Genomic DNA, 18161 nt, shown 5'->3' with positions numbered 1-18161 from the left:
GCATCGAAAAGGCCTCCAGCGCTACCGCAACATGCGCTGGCAGCTATGAAAACAAGAGCAACCGCCCCGCCACCCGGCCGGGCGGTTTTCTTTTTTTGGCAGGCGGCGCGGATTCCTGTCACAAACCGGCCCGGCCACCCGTCTTGAAGGCATGAACGCCGACATTCCCCTCGCCCCGGACCCGCACACCGCCACGTTCCTTCAGCACCGCCCGCGCCTCCTGGGCGTGGCCTACCGCATGCTGGGCAGCCGCGCCGATGCGCAGGATGTGCTGCAGGACGCCTGGCTGCGCTGGCAGTCCACGCCGGCCGAGCGCGTGCAGACGGCCGAGGCCTGGCTGGTGACCACCGTCACCCGCCTGTGCGTGGACCGGCTGCGCGCCACCCGCACCGAGCGCGAGGCCTACAGCGGCCCGTGGCTGCCCGAACCCTGGCTGGACCGCGACGCCACCGCGCCGGCGGCCGATGCGCGTGCCGAGCTGGCATCCGATCTGTCCATCGCGCTGCTGGTGGTGCTGGAACGCCTGTCGCCCGACGAGCGCGCCGCCTTCCTGCTGCACGACGTGTTCGACAGCGACTACGGCGAGATCGCCACCGTGCTGGACCGCAGCGAGGCGGCCTGCCGCCAGCTGGTGCACCGCGCCCGCACCCAGGTGCGCCGGGAGAAGGTGCGCTTTTCGGCCACGCCGGACGCCGCGCGGGCCCTGCTGCACCGCTTCATGGACGCGATGCGCGCCCAGGACCACGGCGCCCTGCTCGCCCTCTTCGCGCCGGACGCCACCTGGACGCCCGATGCGGGCGGCAAGGTCCAGGCCGCCACCAAGGTGGTGCGCGGCCCCCTGGCCCTGGCCCGGCTGGCGGCGGGTCTGTGGCGCGTGTACCTGCGCAACCTCGCCGTGCAAGAGGTGCAGATCAACGGCACGCCGGGCCTGGTGCTACGCGAGGGCGGCACGCCGCGCGTGGCGCTGGCCTTGCAGACCGACGGCACGCACATCCACGGCATCTACGCCGTGCTGAACCCGGACAAGCTGCGCGGGCTGTAGGCCCCGCCGCCGCCCGGCCCACTTTTCACGATCCGTTCCCATGGCATGGCACCCGCGCCGAGTGCGGGCCGCGCCATGGGCCACGGTTTTCCCACCCGCTCCTTCCTTCAACCACCCACCGCCACGAAAGGCTCCCCATGTCCCAAGCCCGCATCGACCTCATGAAAAACCACCCCGCCACCGCGAACGCCATGATGGCGCTGGAGAACCAGTTGCGCGCTGGCGCCCTGCCCCTTGCCCTCAAGGAGCTGCTGAAGATGCGCGTGTCGCAGATCAACGGCTGCGCGTTCTGCATCGACCTGCACGTGGGCGTGGCCCGCCGGCATGGCGAGACCGACCGGCGCCTGCACCTGCTGGCCGCCTGGCGCGAGGCCGGCCTGTTCGATGCCCGCGAACGCGCCGCGCTGGCCTGGGCCGAATCGCTGACCCGCCTGGCCACCACGCAGGACGTGCCGGACGCGGTCTATGACATGGTGGCGGCGCAGTTCTCGGAGGCGGAGATCGTCGAGCTGTCGCTGGCCGTCGTCGCCATCAACGGCTGGAACCGGTTCCAGGTCGCCTTCCGCGCGCCACCGGCGGGCGGCGCCGGCGCCTGAGCGCCCCGTTCGGGCCGTCGCACCAAAAAAAAGAGCCCGATCGGCCTCATGCCCTAGTCAAACATGCCATTGATGCTATTAATAGCATAGCAATCTCTCCGCGACGGCTTTGCAGCCGCTTCGCGGCAGAACCGGCCGCACGCGCCGTGCCTAGACCACCACCGGCTCCGGCTCCAGCCGGATGCCGAAGCGCTCGTACACGCTGGTCTGGATGGCCTTGGCCAGCGTCATCACCTCACCACCGGTCACGCTGTCGGCGCCCCGGCCGCGGTTGACCAGCACCAGCGCCTGCTTTTCGTACACGCCGGCCTTGCCCACGCTCTTGCCCTTCCAGCCGCAGGCATCGATCAGCCAGCCCGCCGCCAGCTTGATGGTGCCGTCGGGCATGGGGTAGTGCACGATGCGCGGCTCGCGGGCGATGATGTCCGAGCACTGGTCGGGCGTGACCGTGGGGTTCTTGAAGAAGCTGCCGGCGTTGCCCACCACCGCCGGGTCGGGCAGCTTGGCGCGGCGCACCTCGCACACCCATTCGAAGATCTGCTGCGCCGTGGGCTCGGCCACCCCGGCCTCGGCCCGCTTGCGCTCCAGGTCCAGGTAGCCCAGCTCGGGCTTCCAGGGCTTGGGCAGGCGAAAACGCACGTGCGTGATGGCCGCGCGCCCCGCCAGGCCCATGCCGCGCGGCCCGCTGCCCTCGGCGGCGCCCGCGGGGGCGGCGGGGGCCTGGTGCTTGAAGACGGAATCGCGGTAGCCGAACGCGCATTGGGCGGCATCGAGCGTGAACGGCTGGCCCGTCGCCAGGTCGATGGCGTCCAGGGAATCGAAGCGGTCCTGCAGCTCGACGCCGTAGGCGCCGATGTTCTGCACGGGCGCCGCGCCCACGGTGCCGGGGATGAGCGCCAGGTTTTCCAGCCCGGGAAAGCCGTGCGCCAGGGTCCAGGCGACGGCGTCGTGCCAGGACTCGCCGGCACCGGCCTCCACGATGAAGGCCTGGGGGGTTTCCTGCACCAGCCGCAGGCCCTTGATCTCCATCTTGAGGACCACGGGCTTGACGTCGCCCGTGAGGACGATGTTGCTGCCGCCGCCCAGCACGAAGACGGGCGAGCCCGCCAGCTGCGGGTCGGACACCAGGGCGCGCACGTCATCGACCGAGCGGGCACGCACCAGCGTGTGGGCGCGGGCCACGATGCCGAAGGTATTGCAGTGCTGCAGGGGAGCGTTTTTCTCGACTAACATCGACCGGATTGTCGCACCCGGCCCCTTTTCGCGGCCGGGTTCTCCCCCAGTTTCCGAGAGTGATGCCATGCCTTCTTTTGACACCGTTTGTGAAGCCAACCTCGTAGAAGTGAAGAACGCGGTCGAAAACACCGCCAAGGAAATCGGCACGCGCTTCGACTTCAAGGGCACGTCCGCCGCCATCGAGATCAAGGACAAGGAGATCACGCTGTTCGGCGATGCCGACTTCCAGCTCACCCAGGTGGAAGACATCCTGCGCAACAAGCTCACCAAGCGCAACGTGGACGTGCGCTTTCTCGACATGGAAAAGCCGCAGAAGGTCGGCGGCGACAAGGTCAAGCAGGTCGTGAAGGTGCGCAACGGCATCGAGAGCGAGCTGGCCAAGAAGATCCAGAAGCTCCTCAAGGAAAGCAAGCTCAAGGTGCAGGCCGCCATCCAGGAAGAGAAAGTGCGCGTGACCGGCGCCAAGCGCGACGACCTGCAGGCCGCCATGGCGCTGCTGCGCAAGGAAGTGGTGGACATTCCACTGTCGTTCGACAACTTCCGCGACTGACACCGACTTCCCCGCCGCCTGCCGCATCACCGCCCTCCCCCCCAGGCTGCCCCTCCATGCTCCTGCGCGCCCTCCCCCTCGCTGCCGCCCTGGCGCTTGCGCCATGGCAGGCGCACGCCCAGGCGGTGGCGCTGTCCGGCATCCTGGGCGGCAAGGCGCTGCTGGTCGTCAACGGTGGCGCGCCGCGCGGCGTGGGCCCGGGTGAAAGCCACCAGGGCGTGAAGGTGGTCTCGGTCGGCCGCGAGGAGGCGGTGGTCGAGCTGGCCGGCGCGCGGCGCACGTTGATCCTGGGCGAGGCCCCGGTCAGCGTGGGCAGCCGCGGCGCCGCCGGCACGGGCCGGCGCGTGGTGCTCACCGCCGACAGCCGCGGGCATTTCGTGAACAGCGGCACCATCAACGGCCGGCCGATGCAGTACCTGGTGGACACCGGTGCCAGTACCGTGGCCATCGGCCAGCCGGAGGCGGAACGCATGGGCCTGGCCTACCGCAGCGGGCAGCCCGTGGTGCTCGGCACGGCCAACGGCACGGCCCAGGGCTGGCGGATCAAGCTCGATTCGGTGCGCATCGGCGACGTCGAGGTGCTCGGCGTGGACGCCGTCGTCACGCCCCAGGCCATGCCCTTCGTGCTGCTGGGCAACAGTTTCCTGAACGAGTTCCAGATGAGCCGCATCAACGACCAGATGGTGCTGGAAAAGCGCCAGTAGCCCGCGCCCCATGCCCCACAGCCCCCCCAGCGCCGGCGAGCCGTCCGACAGCGAATACGAAGACCTGCTCGGACTGTGGTCGGACCTGGAATCCGCCCTGGCGGTGATCCTCTCGCGGCCCCTGCAGGTGCACGACTTTCCCGCCAAGGTGCGCCAGTGCGACCGGTGGCTGCAGGAACTGGTGGCGCACGACATCGACGCGGCGCTGTACCTGATGTTCCAGCTGGCCTCCACCTCCACGGTAGGCTACAGCACCTCGCACGCCCTGGTGTGCGGCACGCTGTGCCACATCCTCGCGCACGAACTGCAGCTGCCTTCCCTGGAGCGCGACAGCCTGGTGCGGGCCGCGATCACCATGAACATCGGCATGACCGCGCTGCAGGACGAGCTGGCCAGCCAGCGCGAGCGGCCCAGCCCCGCGCAGCAGGAGGCCATCGAGGCGCACCCGCTGCGCAGCATGACCCTGCTGGAGCAGCTGGACGTGAAGGACCCGCTCTGGCTGGACGTCGTGGGCCAGCACCATGCGCCGTTGGCCGAGACGCAGCCGCTGGCGGGCATGCCCGCCGAGGACCGGCTCAGCCGCATCCTGGGGACGATCGACCGCTACGCCGCGATGATCAGCCCGCGCAAGTCGCGTGCGGGCCGCAGCGCCACGGACTCGGTGCGCGCCATCGTGGGCCAGGACGTGGACCGGCGCGACGAAGTCACCTATGCGCTGGTGCGCGCCGTCGGGCTGTGCCCGCCCGGCACCTTCGTGCGGCTGGACAACGGCGAGACCGCGCTGGTGCTGCGCCGCAGCGAGAAGGTCAACGCCCCCCTGGTGGCCAGCCTGCTCGACCGCGACGGTGAGCACCTGGCCCAGCCCCGGCTACACCAGACGGCCAGCGGCCGGCCACGCATCCAGTCGGCGCTGGCCCGACCCGCGGTGAAGGTGGAGATCAACCACCGCACGCTGGTGCGCCTGGGCCACTACGCGGCCCAGCACAGCAGCGGGCTGATGGGGTTGGTGAGCACGGCCGGCCGGCCCTGACCGGGCGGCTACCCCCCGCCTGGCTCCGTTCCCTTCGATTCAGGGCTTTTTCTTCTTCTGGCCCAGCCGGGATTCGGTGCCGGCCATGAGGCGGCGGATGTTTTCGCGGTGCCGCCACACCAGCAGCGCCGACATGGCGGCGATGGCCACGCCGATGGTCGCCTCGGTGTACCAGAGCACGCCGCCGAACATCACGTAGTACAGCGGCGCGAACACCGCCGCCGCGAGCGACGCGCCCGAAGAGTAGCGAAAGAAGAACGCGATGATGACCCAGGTCAGCAGCGTGGCCAGCCCCAGCCATGGGCTGATGCCGACCAGCACGCCCAGCGCCGTGGCCACGCCCTTGCCGCCCTCGAAGCGGAAGAACACGGGCCACAGATGCCCGAGGAATGCCGCCAGGCCCACCAGCGCCACCGTGCCGTCCTCCAGGCCATGGGGCTTGCCGAAGGCCTGCACCAGCACCACGGGCAGCCAGCCCTTGACCGCATCGAGCAGCAGCGTGATCACGGCCGCGGCCTTGGAGCCGGAGCGCAGCACGTTGGTGGCGCCGGGGTTCTTGCTGCCATAGGTGCGGGGATCGTTCAGGCCCATGGTGCGGCTCACGATGACGGCGAACGACAGGGAGCCCAGCAGGTAGGCGGCCAGGGTGGCCAGGAGGCAATAGACGGTGGTCAAGGTAGGAATTCCTTCAGGATGCGGGCGTCACGAGAGGCCGGTGGCGGGCGCCACGGGGGGCCGGTGGCCGGCGCCCCGAAGGCGCGGCCCCGGTTCGGCGGGGCGGCCTATTCTGCCAGCGCGCACTGCACCGGTTTGGCACCGAGCTGCTGCACGCACACCTGCGGATCGATCTGCACCAGAAAGCCCCGGCGGCCGCCGTTGATGGCGATGCGCGGCAGCGCGAGGATGCTTTCCTCGATGTACACCGGCATGTCGCGCCGCGTGCCGAACGGCGAGGTGCCGCCCACCAGGTACCCGCTGTGGCGGTTGGCCACCTCGGGCTGGCAGGGTTCGACCGACTTGGCGCCGATCTGGCGGGCCAGGTTCTTGGTTGACACCTTGCGGTCGCCGTGCATGAGCACGATGAGGGGTTTCGCATCCTGGTCCTGCATCACCAGCGTCTTGACGACGACGTGCTCGTCCAACCCCAGGCTGGCCGCGCTGTGCGCGGTGCCGCCGTGCTCCACGTAGTCGTAGGGGTGCTCGGTGAAGGCCACGCCCTGGCGCCGCAGCCACTGGGTGGCCGGGGTTTCGCTCACATGGGCGGCCTTGGCGGCCTTCTTGCTCACAGTGCCGGGTCTCGCAGTTCCCAGCGGACCGCGTCGATGGCCGCGAGCAGTTCGGGCGAGAGCACCGTGCCCCAGGCATCGAGGTCTTCGTCCAGCTGGGCCAGCGAGGTCACGCCGATGATGGTGCTGGCCACCTGCCACTTGGTGTAGCAGAACGCCAGCGCCATCTGCGTGGGCGTGAGGCCGTGCTCGCGCGCCAGCGCGTTGTAGCGGCGCGAGGCCTCCAGCGCCTCGGGGCGGCCCCAGCGCTGCTTGCGCACCGATTCGTAGCTGGCGATGCGCGCGCCCTTCGGCGCACCGGCGCCGGTCGTGCCGCTGGCGTCGTACTTGCCCGTCAGCAGCCCGAAGCCCAGGGGCGAATACGCCAGCAGCGACACGCCCAGGCGGTGGCAGGACTCGTCCATGCCGTTTTCCCAGGTGCGGTTGATGAGGCAGTACGGGTTCTGCACCGTGGCCACGCGCGGCAGGCCGTGCTGCTCGGCCAGCCGCACGAACTCGTGCACGCCGTAAGGCGTTTCGTTGGACAGGCCGATGGCACGCACCTTGCCGGCCTGCACCAGCCCGGCCAGCGCCTGCAGCTGGTCGTGGATGGGGGTGGCCGAGGTTTCCTTGGCGGGGTCGTAGTACACCGTGCCGAACGCGGGCACGTGGCGCTCGGGCCAGTGGATCTGATAGAGGTCGATCACGTCGGTCTGCAGGCGGCGCAGGCTGGCGTCGCACGAGGCCACGATGTCGGCCGGGGTCATTCCCTTGCCTTCGCGCACCCAGGGCATGCCGCGCGAGGGGCCCGCCACCTTGGTGGCCAGCACCGTCTTTTCGCGGGCGCCGGGGCGGCTGGCGAACCAGCGGCCGATGATGGTCTCGGTGGCGCCACAGGTCTCGGCGCGCGCCGGCACGGCGTACATCTCGGCGGTGTCGATGAAGTTCACGCCCCGCTCCAGCGAGCGGTCGAGAATGGCATGGGCCGTGGCTTCGTCCACCTGTTCGCCGAACGTCATGGTGCCCAGGCAGATGGGCGTGACCTGGAGCGCGCTGGCGCCCAATGGGATTTTTTGCATGGAGAGAAGACCTACAAGCTGCGGATGGGCTGGGCAGAATAATGGATTTTCCCTGTTCCCGCAGCGAGCGCACCGCATGCCCGAAGGCCCGCAGCAGGGCCCCGAACGAGCGGGCCGCCCGCTTGTCCCAGCCTTGACTGACGCCGCCGCGCCCTGCACGAATAATCGCCCGATGTACCAGCCCGCCCGCGCCTCCCAGAGCGAATTCGTCCCCGTCCGCACCCTGCAGTACCACGTTCGCCGCTGGAACGGCGAGGCGTCGCCCGCCTCCGCTTCCCCATCTTCCCCTTCTCGGCCCCCGCTGGTGCTGATGCACGGCTGGATGGACGTGGGCGCGTCCTACCAGTTCGTGGTGGACGCGCTGTCGCAGGCGTTCTTCGCCGGCCGCACGGTCATCGCGCCCGACTGGCGGGGCTTCGGCCTGAGTCGCCTGCCCGCGCCCTGCGACCACTACGTGTTCGCCGACTACCTGGCCGACCTGGACCACCTGCTGGACCACTACGCGCCCGGCCAGCCGGTCGATCTGGTGGGCCACAGCATGGGCGGCAACGTGTGCATGGCCTATGCCGGCGTGCGGCCCGCGCGCATCCGCCGGCTGGTGAACCTGGAAGGCTTCGGCCTGCCGGCCACCACGCCCGACCAGGCCCCCCGTCGCTACGCGCAGTGGATGGACGAGATCCGGGCGCTGGAGCGCGGCGAGAAATCGCTCAAGGCCTACGACAGCGCCGACGGCGTGGCCCAGCGCCTCATCAAGACCAACCCGCGCCTGTCCGCCGACAAGGCCGCCTGGCTGGCCCGCCAGTGGGCCGCGCCCGACGCGCAGGGCCGCTGGCGCATCCTGGGCGATGCGGCGCACAAGATCACCAGTTCGCAGATCTACCGCGTGGAGGAAGCGCTGGCCCTGTACGACGGCATCACCGCGCCCACCCTCGCGGTGGAGGCCAGCGACGACAGCATGGGCCTGTGGTGGAAGGACCGCTACGACCTGCCCGAATACCACGCCCGCCTGCGCCACGTGCGCGATTGCCGCACCGCCGTGGTCCAGGACGCCGGGCACATGCTGCACCACGACCAGCCCGGCGCGGTGGCGGCGCTGATCGAGTCGTTCCTGAGCACCCCTGAATAAAACAGGCCGCCAGCGCATATTCCACTAGGGCGTCTTGCTATCATTTTTGAAATAGCGGCCGGTTTTGCGCCCCGGCAACGGGGCCGGCCGGCTGCGCCCTGCGCCCCGTGGAAGGGCATTGGGGGCGTGCGGCGCATCGCGTGAGAAAATCGCCGGTTATTCCACCGAACACTCAGGACACGCACCATGGACGCAGAACGCATCAACCTCATCGGCAACACCCTCTCCGACCTGACCGTGCGCACGCAAGAGTTACGGAGGTATCTTTGACTTCGATGCCAAATTCGAACGCCTGCGCACGGTAAACGCCTCGCTGGAAGACCCCACGGTCTGGAACGACCCCAAGAAGGCCCAGGAGCTGGGCAAGGAAAAGAAGAGCCTGGACGGCGTGGTGCTCACGCTGGAGCGGCTCACGCGCGAGCTGGCCGACAACACCGAGCTCTTCGACATGAGCAAGGAAGAAGGCGACGACGACGGCCTGATGACCATCGAGGCCGAGACCGCCAAGCTCAAGCCCGAGATCGAGATGCTCGAGTTCCGCCGCATGTTCAGCAACGAGGCCGATCCGCTCAACTGCTTCGTGGACATCCAGGCCGGCGCCGGCGGCACCGAGGCCTGCGACTGGGCGGGCATGCTGCTGCGCCAGTACCTCAAGTACGCCGAGCGCAAGGGCTTCAAGACCACGGTGGAAGACGAAACCCCGGGCGACGTGGCCGGCATCAAGAGCGCCACGATCAAGATCGAGGGCGAATACGCCTATGGCCTGCTGCGCACCGAGACGGGCGTGCACCGGCTGGTGCGCAAGAGCCCGTTCGACTCATCCGGCGGGCGCCACACCAGCTTCGCCAGCCTGTTCGTCTATCCGGAGATCGACGACTCGATCCAGATCGACATCAACCCGGCCGATGTGCGCACCGACACCTTCCGCGCCAGCGGCGCCGGCGGCCAGCACATCAACAAGACCGATTCGGCCGTGCGTTTGACGCACATTCCAACCGGCATCGTCGTTCAGTGCCAGGATGGCCGCAGCCAGCACAGCAACCGCGACGTGGCATGGCAGCGCCTGCGCTCGCGCCTGTACGACTTCGAGATGCGCAAGCGCCAGGAAGAGCAGCAAAAGCTGGAAGACACCAAGACCGATGTCGGCTGGGGCCACCAGATCCGCAGCTACGTGCTGGACAACAGCCGCATCAAGGACCTGCGCACCAACGTCGAAATCTCCGCCACCCAGAAGGTGCTGGACGGCGATCTCGACGCCTTCATCGAAGCCTCCCTCAAGCAGGGCGTGTAACGCGCCCGGAAAGCCCCAAGCCATGATGAGAGAAGGACACGCCACGGCCATCCACCGTGCCGACTACACCGCCCCCGCGTTCTGGATCGACACGGTGGACCTCACGTTCGACCTGGACCCGGCCAAGACCCGGGTGCTCAACAAGATGCGGCTGCGCCGCAACGCGGACGTGCCCGCGGGCGCGCTGCGGCTCGATGGCGACGAGCTGAACCTGGCGCGCGTGCTGGTCAACGGCGCGGGCACCTCGTTCAAGATGGAAGGCGGCCAGCTGGTGCTGGAGAACCTGCCGGAGGGCCACGAGCCCTTCGACCTGGAGATCTTCACCACCTGCTCTCCGACCAAGAACACGCAGCTGTCGGGCCTGTACGTGAGCCAGGGCACCTTCTTCACCCAGTGCGAGGCCGAGGGCTTTCGGCGCATCACCTACTTCCTGGACCGGCCGGACGTGATGGCCAGCTTCACCGTGCTGCTGCGCGCCGACAAGGCCGCCTACCCGGTGCTGCTGTCCAACGGCAACCTGATCGACCACGGCCCGCTGGACGATGGCCCCAACGGCGCGCGCCATTTCGCCAAGTGGCAGGACCCGCACAAGAAGCCCTGCTACCTGTTCGCGCTGGTGGCCGGCAAGCTCGTGGCGCGCGAGCAGCGCATCCGCTCGCGCTCCGGCGCCGACCACCTGCTTCAGGTGTACGTGCGCCCGGGCGACCTGGAGAAGACCGAGCACGCCATGAACTCCCTCATGGCCAGCGTGGCCTGGGACGAGGCGCGCTTCGGCCTGCCGCTGGATCTGGAGCGCTTCATGATCGTCGCCACCAGCGACTTCAACATGGGCGCGATGGAGAACAAGGGCCTGAACATCTTCAACACGAAGTACGTGCTGGCCAGCCAGGCCACGGCGACCGATGTGGATTTCGGCAACATCGAAAGCGTGGTGGGCCACGAGTACTTCCACAACTGGACCGGCAACCGCGTCACCTGCCGCGACTGGTTCCAGCTGTCGCTCAAGGAAGGCCTCACGGTCTTTCGGGACCAGGAGTTCAGCCAGGACCTGTCGGGCAGCCCCTCGGCCCGCGCCGTCAAGCGCATCGAGGACGTGCGCGTGCTGCGCACCGCGCAGTTCCCGGAAGACGCCGGCCCCATGGCGCACCCGGTGCGGCCCGACAGCTACGTCGAGATCAACAACTTCTACACCGTCACCATCTACGAAAAGGGTGCAGAGGTCGTGCGCATGATGCACACGCTGGTGGGCCGCGAAGGCTTCGCGCGCGGCATGAAGCTGTACTTCGAGCGCCACGACGGACAGGCGGTCACCTGCGACGATTTCGCGCAGGCCATCGCCGATGCCAACCCGGACAGCGACCTGGCCCGCCTGCTGCCGCAGTTCAAGCGCTGGTATTCGCAGGCCGGCACGCCGCGCGTGCAGGCCACGGGCGTGTACGACGCCGCCGCGCGCACCTACACGCTCACGCTGTCGCAAAGCCTCGCGCCCACGCCCGGCCAGCCGCTCAAGGAGCCCGCCGTGATCCCGGTGGCCCTGGGCCTGCTGGGCGCGGACGGCAGCGCACTGCCGCTGCAACTGGAGGGCGAGGCCGCCGCGGGCGGCGCGGACCGCACCGTGGTGCTGACCGAGGCCACCCATGCGTTCACCTTCGTGAACGTGGGCTCCCAGCCCGTGCCGTCGCTGCTGCGCGGGTTCAGCGCCCCCGTGGTGCTGGACATCGACTACAGCGATGCCGAACTGCTCGCCCTGCTGGCGCACGACACCGACGCCTTCAACCGTTGGGAGGCCGGCCAGCGCCTGGCCCTGCGCATCGCTATTAAAACCATAGCGGACGAGGCAATCAATCCGCCGGCAGGCGCGCCCATCGATCAAACCATCGTGCCCGACAGCTTCGTGGAGGCCATGCGCGGCGTGCTGCGCCACCCCGCGCTGGACGCGGCCTTCAAGGAACTGGTGCTCAGCCTGCCCTCCGAGGGCTACATCGCCGAGCACCTGGACGTGGTGGACCCGCAGCGTGTGCACGCCGTGCGCGAAGCAATGCGCGCGCAGCTCGCCGTCGCGCTGCAGCCGGAGTGGGAAGCCATCTGGGCGCAGCACCACGACACGGGCGCCTACCGCCCCGATGCGATCTCGGCCGGCCGCCGCGCGCTGTCGGGCCTGGCGCTGTCCATGCTGTGCCTGGCGGCCCGCACCACGGGCGACAGCGTGTGGCCGGGCAAGGCGTACCAGCGCTTCAAGGACGCCGGCAACATGACCGACCGCTTCAACGCCCTCACGGCGCTGGTGTACAGCGGCCATGCCCTGGCCGAGCCGGCGCTCGCGCGCTTTCACGCCCTGTTCAAGGACGAGGCCCTGGTGCTGGACAAATGGTTCTCGCTGCAGGCGGGCGCGCCCGACCGCGGCGGGCAGGTGCTGGCCGCCGTGCAGCAGCTCATGAAACACGCGGACTTCAGCCTCAAGAACCCGAACCGCGCACGCAGCGTGATCTTCAGCTACTGCAGCGCCAACCCCGGGGGCTTTCACCGGCTGGACGGCGCGGGCTACCAGTTCTGGGCCGACCGGGTGCTGGAGCTGGACACGCTCAACCCGCAGGTGGCGGCGCGGCTGGCCCGGGCGCTCGACCGCTGGAAGAAGCTGGCCGATCCCTACCGCGGCGCAGCGCGCGACGCCATCGCCCGCGTGGCGGCCAAGCCCGACCTGTCCAACGATGTGCGCGAGGTGGTCACCCGCGCGCTGGCCGACTGATCACGTCCAAAAAATAGGAAACCCCCTCCATGGCAAAAACCATCAGCCTCACCCGCTACCTCGTCGAACAGCAGCGGGTGGACGGCCTCATCCCCTCGCAGCTGCGCCTGCTGCTCGAAGTGGTCGCCCGTGCCTGCAAGAGCATCAGCCACGCCGTGAACAAGGGCGCGCTGGGCGGCGTGCTGGGCACGGCCGCCAGCGAGAACGTGCAGGGCGAGATCCAGAAGAAGCTGGACATCATCGCCAACGAAGTGCTCATCGAAGCCAACGAATGGGGCGGCCACCTCGCCGCCATGGCATCTGAAGAGATGGACAGCATCTACGTGGTGCCCAACCGCTATCCGCAGGGCGAGTACCTGCTGCTGTTCGATCCGCTCGACGGCTCCTCCAACATCGACGTGAACGTGAGCATCGGCACCATCTTCAGCGTGCTGAAAAAGCCCGAAGGCCACCCCGGCGTCATGACCGAGGACTTCCTGCAGGCCGGCACCCAGCAGGTGGCCGCGGGCTACTGCATCTACGGCCCCCAGACCACGCTGGTGCTGACCGTGGGCGACGGCGTCGCCATGTTCACGCTGGACCGCGAGCAGGGCTCGTTCGTGCTGGTGGAAGAGAACGTGCGCATTCCCGAGGACACCAAGGAATTCGCCATCAACATGAGCAACATGCGCCACTGGGACACCCCGGTCAAGCGCTACATCGACGAATGCCTGGCCGGCACCGAAGGCCCGCGCGGCAAGGACTTCAACATGCGCTGGATCGCCAGCATGGTGGCCGACGTGCACCGCATCCTCACGCGCGGCGGCGTGTTCCTGTACCCCTGGGACAAGCGCGAACCCAACAAGCCCGGCAAGCTGCGCCTGATGTACGAGGCCAATCCCATGAGCTGGCTCGTCGAGCAGGCCGGCGGCGCCGCCACCAACGGCAAGCAGCGCATCCTGGACATCCAGCCCACGCAGTTGCACGAGCGCGTCAGCGTGGTCCTGGGCTCAAAAAATGAAGTGGAACGCGTGACACGCTACCATTCCGATATATAATTCGAGTCTTCGCCGGTGTAGCTCAGTCGGTAGAGCAGCTCATTCGTAATGAGAAGGTCGGGTGTTCGATTCATCTCTCCGGCACCAAATAGAAACCCCTGATTCGCAAGAGTCAGGGGTTTTTCTTTTGGGACTTGCATTGCGTGTGCCGGCGCTGCACAGCATCCCGGCATCCAGCGGCTGAGCGGCGGCGACCAACGTGCGTTGCCAGCACGATCCCCACAGCCAATCCAATGATCGATGGGGCCCATGGCACTGCCCCAGCGGCGTGTCGGCCGAAGGCGAACCCGCGCAGGCCCGTGGCTTGGCGTCCTACGGCAGGGGGTAGACCACCCGTGCAGCATGGCCTTCCCCACACACCATCGACAAGGAAATCCCATGACCACCACCCGTGCACCCCGAGACGCCTGCTCCCTGCTCGATGCGGACCATCGCGCCGTCAAGAAAATGTTCAAGGAATACGAATCGCTGATGGAGTCCCGCTCCAAGGCGGCCGCCACCCAGCGGTTCGAACTGGCGCGCCAGATCTGCCGCGAGTTGACCGTGCATGCGCAGATCGAAGAAGAGATCTTCTACCCCGCCCTGCGCGATGCCATCAAGGACACCGACCTCCTCGCCGAAGCCGAAGTGGAGCACGCCAGCGCCAAGGACCTGATCGCGCAGATCGAGGCCGCCAGCGCCGCCGATGAAATGTTCGATGCCAAGGTGACCGTGCTGGGCGAGTACATCGATCACCACGTGAAGGAAGAGCGCAACGAGATCTTTCCGAAGGCACGTGCCGCCCGCAAGCTCGACCTCGTGGCCATGCGCGAAACGCTCGAAGCCCGCAAGGAAGAGCTGATGGCGGGTGAAGAAGCAATGGCCTGACGACCCTGGCGGGTCGCCCTCCCTCAGGGCGGCCTTGCCGCGACCCGCGGGGTCGGCGCCGCGAGGCGCTTACCGCCCTCTCTGACCGCCCTGACCAAGGTCTGCCCGCATCGCTGAAAGCCTGCGGGCCGAGCCGTCAGATGCGGCCCATCTCCGCCGCCGCAGCGCTCGCATGCAGGCAGATCGCGGCCGCCGCACCCACATTCAACGACTCTTCCCCGCCCGGCTGGGCAATGCGGATCAGACGGCTCGCGCGCTCCTGCAGCGCTGGCGACACGCCCTGCCCTTCATGCCCCATGACCCAGCCGCAAGGCCAGGGCAGTTGCGCCCGGTGCAGGAATTCCCCGCCGTGCGAACTGGTCGCCAGCAGGGGCAGGCCGAGCGCATCGATGTCCGTCGCATCGAGTCCCTCCACCAGCCGCAGGCCGAAGTGGGCCCCCATGCCGGCCCGCAGCACCTTGGCGCTCCACAGCGCCGCAGTGCCCTTGATGGCCGCGATCTGACCGAAACCGAATGCCGATGCACTGCGCAGGATGGACCCCACATTGCCGGCGTCCTGCAGGCGGTCGAGCACCACGGTGGACACGCCGGGCACCAACGCGGCGGCTGCAGGCATCTCCAGCACGAAGCCCATGCGCGCTGGGGATTCGAGGCCGCTCACGTCCGCCCAGAGAGGATCGGCAATCACTATGTTTTTGATAGCAGCATGCCGGTAGCTTTCTTGCGCTTCAGGCCAAAAAGACTCCGCATACACGGCCACCGCCGGCTGCAGCCCCCGGGCCAGCGCCGCACGGCACAGGTGGTCGCCTTCCAGCCAGACCCGGCCCTGCTTGCGGTAAGCGCTGCTGTCCTGCGCCAGGCGCCGCAGGTCCTTGACGAACGCGTTGTCGCGCGACTGAACGAAGGTGACGTTGTCCGAGGTCATGCCGGCTGCCATTCCGCCTGCACCAGGCCCTGCGGCGCCGGCAACGCGTGCGCCCCATCCACGGTAGGCACCGCAGGCAGCGGGAGCACCGCCGCGTTGCCCCGTACGAGGGCCGCGGCCACGGGCGAAAACGAGCGGCGGTGGTGCGGGCAAGCGCCATGCTGCTGCAGCGCCGCCATGTGCTCGGCCGTCCCATATCCCTTGTGGCCGGCAAAGCCGTATTGGGGATATTCCAGGTGCAATTGCGCGCACCAGCGGTCGCGCGTGACCTTGGCCAGGATCGACGCCGCAGAAATGGCCTGCACCAGTGCATCGCCCTTGACGATGGCGTCCGCGGGCACTTCCAGCACGGGCAGCCGGTTGCCATCCACCAGCACACGCACGGGCTTCAGGCGCAGCCCCTGCACCGCGCGCTGCATGGCCAGCATGGTCGCCTGCAGGATGTTGATGGTGTCGATCTCTTGCACGCTGGCCTCGGCCACCGCGCAGCACAGGGCCTTGGCGCGGATCTCGTCGTACAGCGCTTCGCGGCGCGCAGCGGTCAAGGTCTTGGAATCGGCCAGACCGGCGATCGGATTCAGATCGTCAAGGATCACGGCGGCGGCCACCACCGGGCCGGCCAGCGGCCCGCGCCCAGCCTCATCCACCCCGGCCACCAGGCCCGGGGGATGCCACGGCAGGGCCGCCTGCTCAGGCGGCAAGGATTTTCTGGATCGCATCGGCGGCCAATCGGGGGGTGTCGCGGCGCAGGGTTTCGTGCAGCGCGGTAAAGCGCTGCTCCAGCGCCGCCAGCGTGTCGGGAGATTGCGTAGGCGCGTCGAGCCACTGCGTCACTGCCGCGGCCAGCGCCTCGGGGGTGGCAGCGTCCTGGATCAGCTCGGGCACGATGAATTCGCCGCAAAGGATGTTGGGCAGCCCCACCCACGGCTGCAATTGCTTGCGCCGCATGAGGCGCCAGCTGATGGGGTGCATGTGGTAGCCGATCACCATGGGCCGCTTGAACAGGGCTGCCTCCAGGGTGGCCGTGCCGCTGGCGATCAGCGTGCAGTCGCAGGCCGCCAGCACGGTGTGCGACTGGCCTTCGACGACCTGCACGGCCTCGGCCATGCCGCATTCGCGCACCACCTGCTCGATGCGCTCACGCAGCGCCGGCACAGCCGGGATGACCATGCGCAGCGCCGGGCGCGCCTGGCGCAGCAAGGCAGCCGCCCGCAGGAACGGCGTGGCGATGTAGTCCACCTCGGCCGAACGGCTGCCCGGCAGGATGGCCAACACCTCGTCGCCGGGGGCCAACCCAAGCCGGGCACGCGCCGCCTCGCGGTCCGGCTGCATGGGAATCACATTGGCCAGCGGATGGCCGACGTAAGTGGCCGCAATGCCGTGGCGGGCCAGGAGCGCGGGCTCGAACGGGAAGATGCACAGCACGTGGTCGGCGCTGCGCTTGATTTTCTCGATGCGTTCGGCACGCCAGGCCCAGATCGAAGGGCACACGAAGTGCACCGTCTTGATGCCGGCCACGCGCAGGTCGGATTCGAGCCCCAGGTTGAAGTCGGGCGCATCCACGCCGATGAAGACCTGCGGCGGGTCCGCGAGCAGCCGCCGCCTCAATTGCTTGCGGATCTGCACGATGCCCCAGAGCCGGCGCAGCAGCTCGACGCTGTAGCCGTGCACGGCCAGGCGCTCGCTGGGCCACCAGGCGGTGAAGCCCCGCCGCTGCATCTGCGGCCCGCCGATGCCCTGCCCCACCACGCCAGGCCACTGTGCCTGCAGGCCGTCGAGCAGCAGGCCCGCCAGCAGATCGCCAGAGGTTTCGCCTGCCACCATCGCGATGCGCGGTGCCGGTTGGAGGGAGGGCGCCATCGCGGTCAGCGCGCGATGCCGCGCGAGGAGTTGGCGATGAAATCCAGCAGCAGCGCGATGTCGGGCGCGGCCTCGCCGTGGACCGACGGCAGTTCGGCGATCGCCTGCCGCGCCGCGTCCAGCGTGAGGCCCTGGCGATACAGCAGGCGGTGCGCCTGCTTGATCGCGGCGAGCCGGTCGGCCGAGAACCCGCGCCGGCGCAGGCCTTCGAGGTTCAACCCGCGCACGGACAGCGGGTTGCCGTCCACCATCATGAAGGGGGGCACGTCCTGCGAGATGTGGCTGGCGAACCCCGCCATGACATGCGCGCCCACCTTGGTGAACTGGTGCACGCCCGTGAGGCCGCCGATGATGGCGTGGTCACCCACGTGCACATGGCCGGCCAGCGTGGCGTTGTTGGCCAGAACGGTGTGGTGGCCGACCACGCAGTCGTGGGCAATGTGCACATAGGCCATCACCCAGTTGTCGTTGCCGATCGTGGTCACGCCCCGGTCCTGCGCCGTGCCGGTGTTGAACGTGCAGAACTCGCGGATCGTGTTGCGGTCGCCGATGCGCAGCTCGGTGGGCTCGCCGGCGTACTTCTTGTCCTGCGGCGCGGCGCCCAGGGAGGCGAACTGGAAGATCCGGTTGTCTTCGCCGATCGTGGTGCGCCCTTCGATGACGCAGTGCGCGCCCACCGAGGTGCGCGCACCGATCGTCACGTGCGGGCCGATCACCGCATAGGGGCCGATGGCCGCGGAGGCGTCGATCCGCGCTGCGGGGTCGACGATGGCTGTGGAGTGGATGCTGCTGGTCACGTGCCGCCCT

The 18161-nt window shown here is 68.7% G+C and carries 18 protein-coding genes and 1 tRNA gene; 11 read left to right on the top strand and 8 right to left on the bottom strand.

Annotated elements, in window-relative coordinates:
* Positions 1-151 precede the first annotated feature (151 nt).
* Together sigJ and AVME950_RS22330 are read left to right on the top strand one after the other, a co-directional pair.
* A complete protein-coding gene (gene sigJ, locus AVME950_RS22335) occupies positions 152-1042 on the top strand; it encodes an RNA polymerase sigma factor SigJ (protein WP_284431503.1) in 891 nt (296 codons plus the stop codon).
* Between the two features lie 137 nt (positions 1043-1179).
* Complete coding sequence (locus tag AVME950_RS22330) at positions 1180-1638, top strand: carboxymuconolactone decarboxylase family protein (RefSeq protein WP_284431502.1); 459 nt, start codon at positions 1180-1182, stop codon at positions 1636-1638.
* 150 nt (positions 1639-1788) lie between these two features.
* On the opposite strand, the gene murB is transcribed toward AVME950_RS22330, so the two are convergent.
* Positions 1789-2871, bottom strand: a complete 1083-nt coding sequence (murB, locus tag AVME950_RS22325) for a UDP-N-acetylmuramate dehydrogenase (protein ID WP_284431501.1) — start codon at positions 2869-2871, stop codon at positions 1789-1791.
* 67 nt (positions 2872-2938) lie between these two features.
* On the opposite strand from murB, the gene AVME950_RS22320 reads away from it, so the two are divergent.
* Genes AVME950_RS22320 through AVME950_RS22310 form a run of 3 tightly spaced genes read left to right on the top strand, consistent with a single transcriptional unit; the run spans position 2939 to position 5158 of the window.
* Positions 2939-3424 (top strand): YajQ family cyclic di-GMP-binding protein, encoded by a 486-nt coding sequence (locus tag AVME950_RS22320; RefSeq protein WP_272568536.1) that lies wholly within the window; start codon positions 2939-2941, stop codon positions 3422-3424.
* Positions 3425-3480: 56 nt separating this feature from the next.
* The gene (locus tag AVME950_RS22315; protein ID WP_284412005.1) at positions 3481-4128 is read left to right on the top strand and encodes a retropepsin-like aspartic protease family protein; all 648 of its coding nucleotides are present in this window, start codon (positions 3481-3483) and stop codon (positions 4126-4128) included.
* Positions 4129-4138: 10 nt separating this feature from the next.
* Positions 4139-5158, top strand: coding sequence for an HD-GYP domain-containing protein (locus AVME950_RS22310; protein WP_284398701.1), 1020 nt, complete (start codon positions 4139-4141; stop codon positions 5156-5158).
* Positions 5159-5197: 39 nt separating this feature from the next.
* Here AVME950_RS22310 and plsY read toward each other — a convergent pair whose 3' ends face one another.
* From plsY to AVME950_RS22295, 3 genes are all read right to left on the bottom strand, one after another.
* Complete coding sequence (plsY, locus tag AVME950_RS22305; RefSeq protein WP_284431500.1) at positions 5198-5833, bottom strand: glycerol-3-phosphate 1-O-acyltransferase PlsY; 636 nt, start codon at positions 5831-5833, stop codon at positions 5198-5200.
* Between the two features lie 107 nt (positions 5834-5940).
* A complete protein-coding gene (locus AVME950_RS22300) occupies positions 5941-6444 on the bottom strand; it encodes an aminoacyl-tRNA deacylase (protein WP_284412002.1) in 504 nt (167 codons plus the stop codon).
* Positions 6441-7502 carry an aldo/keto reductase gene (locus AVME950_RS22295; protein WP_284431499.1) on the bottom strand — a complete coding sequence of 354 codons (1062 nt, stop codon included), beginning with the start codon at positions 7500-7502 and terminating at the stop codon, positions 6441-6443. Before AVME950_RS22295 ends, AVME950_RS22300 begins: the two co-directional genes overlap by 4 nt.
* Positions 7503-7674: 172 nt before the next feature.
* On the opposite strand from AVME950_RS22295, the gene AVME950_RS22290 reads away from it, so the two are divergent.
* The 6 genes from AVME950_RS22290 (at position 7675) to AVME950_RS22265 (ending at position 14569) form a co-directional block, all read left to right on the top strand.
* A complete protein-coding gene (locus AVME950_RS22290) occupies positions 7675-8628 on the top strand; it encodes an alpha/beta fold hydrolase (RefSeq protein ID WP_284431498.1) in 954 nt (317 codons plus the stop codon).
* Between the two features lie 186 nt (positions 8629-8814).
* Positions 8815-9919 (top strand): peptide chain release factor 2 gene (prfB, locus tag AVME950_RS22285; RefSeq protein WP_272552141.1). Its coding sequence is split into 2 segments (ribosomal slippage): positions 8815-8895 and positions 8897-9919, totalling 1104 coding nucleotides; the frame shifts between segments, so codons are not numbered across the junction.
* Between the two features lie 25 nt (positions 9920-9944).
* Positions 9945-12665, top strand: coding sequence for an aminopeptidase N (pepN, locus tag AVME950_RS22280; protein WP_284431511.1), 2721 nt, complete (start codon positions 9945-9947; stop codon positions 12663-12665).
* 29 nt (positions 12666-12694) lie between these two features.
* On the top strand, positions 12695-13702 hold the full coding sequence (locus AVME950_RS22275) for a class 1 fructose-bisphosphatase (protein WP_272568522.1): 1008 nt from the start codon (positions 12695-12697) through the stop codon (positions 13700-13702).
* 11 nt (positions 13703-13713) lie between these two features.
* Positions 13714-13789 (top strand) — tRNA-Thr (locus tag AVME950_RS22270).
* 291 nt (positions 13790-14080) lie between these two features.
* Positions 14081-14569 carry a hemerythrin domain-containing protein gene (locus AVME950_RS22265; RefSeq protein ID WP_284431497.1) on the top strand — a complete coding sequence of 163 codons (489 nt, stop codon included), beginning with the start codon at positions 14081-14083 and terminating at the stop codon, positions 14567-14569.
* A 136-nt stretch (positions 14570-14705) separates the two neighbouring features.
* Here AVME950_RS22265 and AVME950_RS22260 read toward each other — a convergent pair whose 3' ends face one another.
* The 4 genes from AVME950_RS22260 to lpxA are packed head-to-tail and all read right to left on the bottom strand — an operon-like array spanning position 14706 to position 18151.
* Complete coding sequence (locus AVME950_RS22260; RefSeq protein WP_284431496.1) at positions 14706-15494, bottom strand: TrmH family RNA methyltransferase; 789 nt, start codon at positions 15492-15494, stop codon at positions 14706-14708.
* Positions 15491-16213, bottom strand: coding sequence for a ribonuclease HII (gene rnhB, locus AVME950_RS22255; protein WP_284431495.1), 723 nt, complete (start codon positions 16211-16213; stop codon positions 15491-15493). The genes AVME950_RS22260 and rnhB overlap by 4 nt, the downstream gene beginning before the upstream one ends.
* Positions 16185-17354, bottom strand: coding sequence for a lipid-A-disaccharide synthase (gene lpxB / locus AVME950_RS22250; RefSeq protein WP_284431494.1), 1170 nt, complete (start codon positions 17352-17354; stop codon positions 16185-16187). Before lpxB ends, rnhB begins: the two co-directional genes overlap by 29 nt.
* Before the next feature lie 5 nt (positions 17355-17359).
* On the bottom strand, positions 17360-18151 hold the full coding sequence (gene lpxA / locus AVME950_RS22245) for an acyl-ACP--UDP-N-acetylglucosamine O-acyltransferase (RefSeq protein ID WP_284411994.1): 792 nt from the start codon (positions 18149-18151) through the stop codon (positions 17360-17362).
* Between the last annotated feature and the right edge of the window lie 10 nt (positions 18152-18161).

The sequence above is a fragment of the Acidovorax sp. SUPP950 genome, assembly GCF_030158935.1.
In the GTDB taxonomy this organism is placed as follows: Bacteria; Pseudomonadota; Gammaproteobacteria; order Burkholderiales; family Burkholderiaceae_C; genus Paracidovorax.
The sequence above is the reverse complement of the archived record's forward strand: the minus strand, read 5'-3'. Positions and strand labels throughout refer to the sequence as shown.